Origin of the sequence: Xenophilus sp. (assembly GCF_044462705.1) — a bacterium.
Lineage (GTDB): Bacteria > Pseudomonadota > Gammaproteobacteria > Burkholderiales > Burkholderiaceae_C > Xenophilus > Xenophilus azovorans.
This window is the reverse complement of sequence record NZ_JBIQNC010000218.1, coordinates 1-7,556: the sequence shown is the minus strand read 5'-3', so window position 1 is coordinate 7,556 and position 7,556 is coordinate 1. Positions and strand designations below refer to the sequence as shown.

Here is a 7,556-nt window from a genome sequence, read left to right as displayed (position 1 = left end):
CCCGGTAGTCGATGCGCAGCGTATGCCGATAGCGCGCATCGCCCTGCGCCCAGAAGGCATCGAGCGCCGCGCCCACCCCGGCCGGCTGCGCGATGCCGAACCAGAAGAAGGCCTCGCGCCCCAGGGCGATCACCGTGCGCCCCCCATCGTGGCCCTGCCAGGTGTTCAGCAGCAGGTCGGCCATCAGCGGCTGGAAGCGCCGCTTCACCGCCATGGACCAGGCGCGGTTGCCGACGGGCTTGCAGGGCACGGTGTTGAGCCAGAACACCTCGCGGCCGGCGGCGACCGACGCGTCGAAGTCCGGCGGCGGTGCGTCGGCGCCGTGCTGCTGCCGATACAGCGCCGCGCGCACGAGCTGCCCGCCCTTGCCGACGAAGGGCAGAGCGTGCTCGACCTCCGTGCGGCCCGGGTCGCGACCGAAGATGCACAGCCGCGCATCGCGCGGGCCGAGGCCGATGATCGGGTCACGCCAGTCGCGGCCGCATGCCGCGTAGACGTCGCGGTCGATGCCGGCCGTGTGCTCGGCCAACTGGCGGAAAGCCGTGCGCTGCGCTGGCGGCATGTCGGAGAGCGCTGCCGCGAGGCAGGCTACTTGCCCCAGCTGTCCTTCAGCCCGCTGGTCCGATTGAACACCGCCATGCCGTCCGCGCCGGCGCCCGGATCGACGACGAAGTAGCCCAGCCGCTCGAACTGGTAGCTCGCCCCGGCCGGCGCATCGCGCAGCCCGGGCTCGATGTAGCCCGAGACGACCTGCAGGCTGCCCGGATTGAGCTCTTCGGTCACGTCGTCCGCCGTCCCCGGCTGCTCGGCGGCGAACAGCCGCTCGTACAGCCGGATCTGCGCCGGCACCGCGTCGTGCACGCCCACCCAGCCGATCACGCCCTTGACCTTCACGCTGTCGGCGCCGGGCGTGCCGCTCTTCGTGTCGGGCAGCACCTCGGCCAGCACCTTGGCCACGCGGCCGTCGGCGTCCTTCTCGAAGCCGGTGCACTGCACGACGTAGCCGTACTTCAGCCGCACCTTGTTGCCTTCCACCGGCTGGCCCGCCGCGTTGGTGTGGGGCGGGTACAGGCGCCGGTAGCCCTTCTCGGGCACCTCCATGAAGTCCTCGCGCTCGATCCACAGTTCGCGGCCGAAGCTGAAGCGGCGCAGGCCGGCGGCTTCGTCGTGCGGGTTCACCGGGGCGGTGCAGGGCTCCAGGTGGCCGGCGCCCATCGCGGCGTCCCAGTTGGTGATCTCCAGCTTCAGCGGCTGAAGCACGGCCATCGCGCGCGGCGCCACCGGGTCGAGCGTGTCGCGCAGCGCGGCTTCCAGCGCGGCGTACTCGGTCCAGGCGCCGCCCGTCTTGGTGGTGCCGCTGCGCTCGCAGAAGAGCTTCAGCGCCTCGGGCGTGTAGCCGCGCCGGCGCAGGCCGGCCAGGGTGGGCATGCGCGGGTCGTCCCAGCCGTCCACGTGGCCTTCCTCCACCAGCTGGCGCAGCTTGCGCTTGCTGGTGATGACGTGGGTGACGTTCAGGCGCGCGAACTCGTACTGGTGCGGCGGCGGCGCGACCAGCAGGCCGCCTTCGATCAGGCGCTGCATCAGCCAGTCGTAGAAGGGCCGCTGGTCCTCGAACTCCAGCGTGCAGATGGAGTGGGTGATCTGCTCCAGCGCGTCCTCGATGGGGTGCGCGAAGGTGTACATCGGGTAGATGCACCAGCGATCACCCGTGTTGTGGTGCGTGGCCCGGCGGATGCGGTAGAGCGCCGGGTCGCGCAGGTTGATGTTGGGCGAGGCCATGTCGATCTTCGCGCGCAGCACGGCGGCGCCGTCGGGCAGCCTGCCGTCCTTCATCTCGCGCAGGCGGGTCAGGTTCTCCTCGGGCGTGCGGCTGCGGAAGGGGCTGTCGATGCCGGGCCGGCCGAAGTCGCCGCGGTTGGCGCGCATCTGTTCGGGCGTCTGCTCGTCCACGTAGGCGTGGCCGGCCGTCACCAGGTACTCGGCCGCGCGGTACATGAAGTCGAAGTAGTCGCTGGCGAAGTACTCGTGCTTCTGGAAGCGGGGCAGGGCGCAGGCCGAGCTTTCGGGCGCGGGCGCGTCGGGCAGCTCGGTGTCGTAGCCCAGCCACGCCACCATCTCGCGGATGGAGTCGACGTATTCCTGCTCTTCCTTCTCGGGGTTGGTGTCGTCGAAGCGCAGGTGGCACACGCCGCCGTACTCTTTCGCCAACTCGAAGTTCAGCCAGATGCTCTTGGCGTGGCCGATGTGCAGGTAGCCGTTGGGCTCGGGCGGGAAGCGGGTGCGGATGCGCGCCGGATCGGGCATGCCGGCCTGGTGGTGCGGGCCGTCGCCCGGGCTGCCGCCCCAGCGGCGGCCGTCGTAGGTGCCTTGGGCGAGGTCGGACTCGATGACGTGGCGCAGGAAGTTGCTGGGGGCCGCGGGCGCGCCGGCCCCTGCGGCGGCGGTCTCTTTGTGACCGCCGGTTTTGCCGTTGGGGGATTGCATCGGGGAATTTTAGGAGCCCCTGCGTACTCTCACCCCGGTCGCGCCCGGGCCGGGACCCGCGACGCCGGGCGTGGAAAAGCGCACGGCGGCCGGGCAGCCGGTTTACGTTTGGCAACCATCTTCACCTGCCAGCGTGAACCTGATTCACGCCTGACGCGTTCAATACCCACATGGGCGGATCGTCCTGGCGGCAGGCGCCGATCCACCTCTTATTCGATTCAAGGAGCACCCAGATGGCACGTTCGACTTTCTTCAAATGGGCCGCCGCCGGCGTCGTGGCCGCCGGGGCGTTGTTTGCCGCCTCGTCGGCCAGTGCCGGTGTGAGCTGGTCCGTGGGCATCAGCGCCCCGGGCGTGGCGGTCGGCGTGGCCAATCCGGGCTACTACTACCCGCCGGCCCCGGTGTACGTGGCACCCCCGCCGCCGGTCTACTACCGCCCGGCGCCCGTGTACTACGCGCCGCCGCCGGTGTACGTGGCGCCGCGGCCGGTGTACCGGCCGTATCGGCCCTACTACGGCCCGGGCGCGTATCGCCACGGCCCGCATCACCGCCACTGGCGCTGACAAGGCTCTGCCCCTGTGCCGAAGCCGCCCGAACCGGGCGGCTTTTTCTTTGTGCCTTGTCTACATCGCGCGGAAGAGGTGGGCGTAGAGCCGGCTCACCGGGATCTTCTCGTCCGGCCGGCCGCGCAGCCGCAGGTGCATCTTGCCGGCGTCGTCGCGGTGCACGGACTCGACGGCTCCGGCCCGCACCACCACGGCCCGGTGCACCTGCCAGAAGGCGGCCGGGTCCAGTTGCGGCAGCAGCTGCTTCAGGGGGGTGCGGATCAGGTGCTCGCGGTCGGCGGTGAGCACGCGCACGTACTTGTCCGCCGCCTCGAAGTACAGCACCTCCTCGATCGGCACCATGCGCACGGTGGTGCCGCCGGCGTCGCTGGCGGCGATCACCTTGAGCGGCGCCGCCGAGGCACCGCCGCTCGGCGCGCCGCCGGCGGCCGACAGCAACCGGCGCCACTGGGCCAGCGCCGCGTCCAGCGCATCGCCGGCCGGCGCGGTGCCGGGGGCCAGCGCCTGCCGCAGGCGAGCCACCGTGCGCTGCAGGCGCTGCGGCTGCACCGGCTTGAGCACGTAGTCCAGCGCCTGGGTCTCGAACGCGCGGGCAGCGTATTCGTCGTAGGCGGTGACGAACACCAGTTGCGGCATCGGCGCCTCGTGCACCGGCCAGGCGTCGGCCAGTTCCGCGGCGGCGGCCAGGCCGTCCTGGCCCGGCATGCGGATGTCGAAGAACAGCACCTGCGGCTGCAGGCGCAGCGCCTCGGCGACGGCGCGGCGCCCGTCGCCGACGGTGGCGAGCACCTGCAGCTCGGGCCAGGCCTGCGCCAGCTCGGCCTGAAGGGCCTGGGCCAGCAGGGGTTCGTCTTCGGCGATGAGGGCGGTCGGCGGCATGGCGGATCGGGTCAGAGGGGAAAGAGGATGGTGGCGCGCGTGCCGCCGCCGGGCAGGCCGGCCATCTCGAGGCAGGCACGGTCGCCGTGCAGGGTGTGCAGCCGCTCGCGCACCTGCTGCACGCCGAAGCCGGACGGGCCGTCGTGGCGCTCGGGCAGGCCGCCGGCAGGCAGGCCGGCGCCGGTGTCGGCCACCTCGAGCACGAGTTGTTCGCCCTCGGCATGCGGCGCTCGCCGGGCGCTGACGCGGATCTCGCCGCCCGCGACCTGCGGCTCCAGGCCGTGGCGGATGGCGTTCTCCACCAGCGGCTGCAGCAGCAGGGGCGGCACGGGCACCTCGCGCAGCTCGTCGGGCAGCGCCAGCGTGTAGCGCAGGCGCTCGCCCATGCGCACCTGCATCAGTTCCAGGTAGTCGGCCAGGCGGTCGAACTCCTGCGCCAGCGGGTGCTGCGTGGCCCGCGAGCCGTTGAGGGTGGCGCGCAGGTAGCTGTTGAGGCGGTCGAGCATGGCGATGGCACGCGGCGGGTCCACCGCGATCAGCGCGCGCAGGTTGGCCAGCGTGTTGAACAGCATATGCGGCTCCAGCTGCGTCTCCAGCAGCTTGAGCTGGGCCTCGCTGGCATCGCGCTCGGCGGCGGCGATCTTGGCGGCCATGGCGGCCGCCCGGCCCCGTGTGTAGAAGAAGAAGGAGCCGATTGCGCCCGCTGCGATGGTGACGTACAGGCCCATCGCGCTGTCGCGGGCGCCGTCCTGCGGGTCGAGGGGCGCGGAGGAGCCGACCAGCGTGTAGGCCAGCCAGTTGCCGCCGTAGAAGGCGACCACGATGCCGATGGCCGTGAGCAGCAGGCCGCGCCAGCCCTTGGGCCAGCCGTGGCCGCCGTCGGGGCTGTTGTGGCAGTGCTTCGGGTCCACCAGGTAGCGGCCGAACTCGATCACCCCCCAGCAGATGGTGCCGATGCACAGCGAATAGACCAGTTGCGACCCATAGCTGCGCCCCGGCTTCATCATGGTGGTGAACACGGCCACCACGCAGCACAGCGCCACCACGTACAGGTAGTGGCGCAGGGTGTAGAGCGCCGCGGCGACGGGCGGGCGGCGCACGGGAGAGGGGGGCAGGGAGGACATGTAGCGGGATTCTTGACGAAGAAGCGCGGCGCCGCCCAGGGGAGCGCCGCGTTCTGCCGTCACCAGGGATCGGTGCCGGCGGCCTGCAGCCGGGCGCGCTCGCGCTCGACCATGCGGCCCATCAGCGAGCCGCCCGGCGCGAAGGCCCACACCGCCAGTCCGTGGAAGAACAGCCCCAGGCCCCAGCCCAGCAGCGGATACACGGCCCAGTGCCGCCCGCTGCCCAGCGAGAGCGCGACCAGCCCGGCGTTGACCGCCACATACACCGCGGCGTGGATGAACCAGCCCAGCTTGGCCCGGGCGCGGCGGTGGGCCAGCCGGTCGAGGCGTTGGGCATTGGGAAGGGTGGTGGTGTTCATGGCGGACTCCTCGGGAACGGGTGGGTGGATGGAAGACAGCGATCTCAGGCGGCGGCCGGCACCGCGTGGCGGCGCACGGCCAGCCGGACCAGCCGCAGCGCGCGGCCGGCGAACACGCCGCTGAACAGGCCGTACAGCGTGCTGACGCCCACGGCGAAGCCGGCCTGGTGGGCGTAGGCGGGATGGAAGGCCAGCGTCACGCCGACCGCGTACTTGGTCAGGAAGATGCCCATCATCAGCGCCAGCGGCATGGCGCTGCCGGGCTGGTGGAAGCGGCGGGCCCCGGCGTCGTAGCGCACGGACGGGTCGAGCGGCACGCGGCTGACCGCCGCCAGCGCGACGGCCGCCGCGGCGGCCCAGCCGGCCATCGCCAGCGGCCCGGCGCCGGCATGGCCGAAGGCCGTCGCCACGCCGTAGGCAGCGAAGACCACCATGGCCAGCGGCAGGGCCACCGCACGGGCCAGCGGGGTGCTGCCGGGCCGAAGCTGCCGGCCGCCCATCCAGGCCAGCAGGGCGAAGACGGCGAACACCCAGGTGGGCGTGTGGGCGAGGATCTGGATCAGCATGGCGGGACTCCTTGGAGGGCTTTGGTTGTGCGGAGGCATCGGAAGGTCGATGGGCGCACTGTGCGACCGCGGGCGCCGCCTTCACAGCGGCATGCGACGGAATGCGCCAGGCGCGCGCGAAATGCGCCCGCGGCGCGCCGGCGGCGGCCTTTACCGGCCGTTTACGGTCGGGTGGGCACGGCGTCTACGATTCGCCGCTCTACTGGCGCCGCCGCATGCACGGGCGGTTTCACCCCATCCATCCCTCCATGGCTCACGCTCCCAGCCCCGATCCGACCCCGCAGCCTTCCGACGTCCACGCGCCGCCGCCGATGCGGCCGCCGTCGCGGCGCCGGCGCTGGCTGGGCGCCCTGGCCGCGGTGCTGGTGCTGGGCGTGCTGGCCGGGGGCAGCTACTACCTGGTCAAGCGGCCGGCGGCCGACGGGCGCGGCGGCTTCGCCGGCGGGCCGCGCGGACCGGGCGGGCCGGGCGGCCCCGGAGGCTTCGGCCTGGTGACGGTGGGGCATGCCGTCGCCGAGCAGGCCCGGATCCCGATCACCCTCGACGCGCTGGGCACCGTGACGCCGCTGGCCACCATCACGCTCAAGCCCCAGGTCGGCGGCGTGCTGACCGAGGTGCTGTTCGAGGAAGGCCAACTGGTCAAGAAGGGCCAGTTGCTGGCGCGCATCGACCCGCGCCCCTACGAGCAGGCGCTGGAGCAGGCCAGGGGCGCCCGCCTGCGCGACGAGGCGCAACTGGAGGCGGCACGGGTCACGCTGGCGCGCTACCGCACCCTGCTGGGGCAGGACTCCATCGCCCGTCAGGACGTGGATACGCAGGCCGCGCTGGTCAAGCAGCTCGAAGGCACCGTGACCAGCGACCGCGCCTCCGAGGCGGCGGCGCGGGTCAACCTGGAGTTCACCCGCATCACCGCGCCGGTGGCCGGCCGCATCGGCCTGCGCACGGTGGACCCGGGCAACACCGTGGCCGCCGGCGGCACGACCGGCATCGCCGTCATCACGCAGATCCATCCCATCGACGTGCAGTTCGCCGTGCCGCAGGGCCGCATCCCGGACATCCAGACACAGGTGGCGGCGGGCGCGAAGCTGGAAGTGACGGCGACGGACCGCAACCGCAGCGACGTGCTGGACCGCGGCACCTTCTCCACGCTCGACAACCTGGTGGACACCACCACCGGCACCGTCAAGGCCAAGGCGCGCTTCGAGAACACGGCGGGCCTGCTCTTTCCCAACCAGTTCGTCAACGTGCGGCTGACGCTGCGCACCATCGACACGCTGGTGGTCCCGGTGACGGCCGTGCGCACCGGCCCGAACGGCCCTTACGTCTACGTGATCGCCGAGGACCGCACCGTCTCGATGCGCGCCGTCAAGCGCGGCGAGGCGACGGTGGACGTGATCGCCATCACCGAGGGGCTGAAGGCGGGCGAACTGGTGGTGACCGAAGGCGGCGACCGCCTCAGCGAGGGCTCGCGCGTGCAGTTGCAGGGCGAGCGCCCGGCCGCCACCGGCCCGCGCCCGCAGGGCGGCGGGCGGCGGCGCGGGCAGGGCGGTGCCGGTGCCGGTGCCGGTGCGCCGCCGG

At 72.6% G+C, this 7,556-nt stretch carries 8 protein-coding genes; 2 read left to right on the top strand and 6 right to left on the bottom strand.

Translation table 11 applies throughout. The features are described from left to right. Both ACIY1X_RS22655 and ACIY1X_RS22650 read right to left on the bottom strand, forming a co-directional pair. Positions 1-562 (bottom strand): uracil-DNA glycosylase family protein (locus ACIY1X_RS22655; protein ID WP_399684970.1); only part of this gene is annotated, 562 nt, incomplete at its 3' end. A gap of 26 nt (positions 563-588) precedes the next feature. Further along, positions 589-2,484, bottom strand: a complete 1,896-nt coding sequence (locus ACIY1X_RS22650; protein WP_399684967.1) for a glutamine--tRNA ligase/YqeY domain fusion protein — start codon at positions 2,482-2,484, stop codon at positions 589-591. A gap of 233 nt (positions 2,485-2,717) precedes the next feature. On the opposite strand from ACIY1X_RS22650, the gene ACIY1X_RS22645 reads away from it, so the two are divergent. Next, complete coding sequence (locus ACIY1X_RS22645; RefSeq protein ID WP_399684965.1) at positions 2,718-3,047, top strand: hypothetical protein; 330 nt, start codon at positions 2,718-2,720, stop codon at positions 3,045-3,047. 60 nt (positions 3,048-3,107) lie between these two features. Here ACIY1X_RS22645 and ACIY1X_RS22640 read toward each other — a convergent pair whose 3' ends face one another. Genes ACIY1X_RS22640 through ACIY1X_RS22625 form a run of 4 tightly spaced genes read right to left on the bottom strand, consistent with a single transcriptional unit; the run spans position 3,108 to position 5,978 of the window. Continuing rightward, positions 3,108-3,929: a LytR/AlgR family response regulator transcription factor gene (locus tag ACIY1X_RS22640; protein ID WP_399684963.1), complete on the bottom strand. Its 822-nt coding sequence runs from the start codon at positions 3,927-3,929 to the stop codon at positions 3,108-3,110. A gap of 11 nt (positions 3,930-3,940) precedes the next feature. Continuing rightward, the gene (locus ACIY1X_RS22635; protein WP_399684960.1) at positions 3,941-5,053 is read right to left on the bottom strand and encodes a sensor histidine kinase; all 1,113 of its coding nucleotides are present in this window, start codon (positions 5,051-5,053) and stop codon (positions 3,941-3,943) included. 59 nt (positions 5,054-5,112) lie between these two features. Continuing rightward, positions 5,113-5,412: a 2TM domain-containing protein gene (locus ACIY1X_RS22630; protein ID WP_399684958.1), complete on the bottom strand. Its 300-nt coding sequence runs from the start codon at positions 5,410-5,412 to the stop codon at positions 5,113-5,115. A 44-nt stretch (positions 5,413-5,456) separates the two neighbouring features. After that, a complete protein-coding gene (locus ACIY1X_RS22625; RefSeq protein ID WP_399684956.1) occupies positions 5,457-5,978 on the bottom strand; it encodes a DUF6622 family protein in 522 nt (173 codons plus the stop codon). 248 nt (positions 5,979-6,226) lie between these two features. On the opposite strand from ACIY1X_RS22625, the gene ACIY1X_RS22620 reads away from it, so the two are divergent. Further along, a partial coding sequence (locus ACIY1X_RS22620; protein WP_399684955.1) for an efflux RND transporter periplasmic adaptor subunit occupies positions 6,227-7,556 on the top strand: 1,330 nt, incomplete at its 3' end.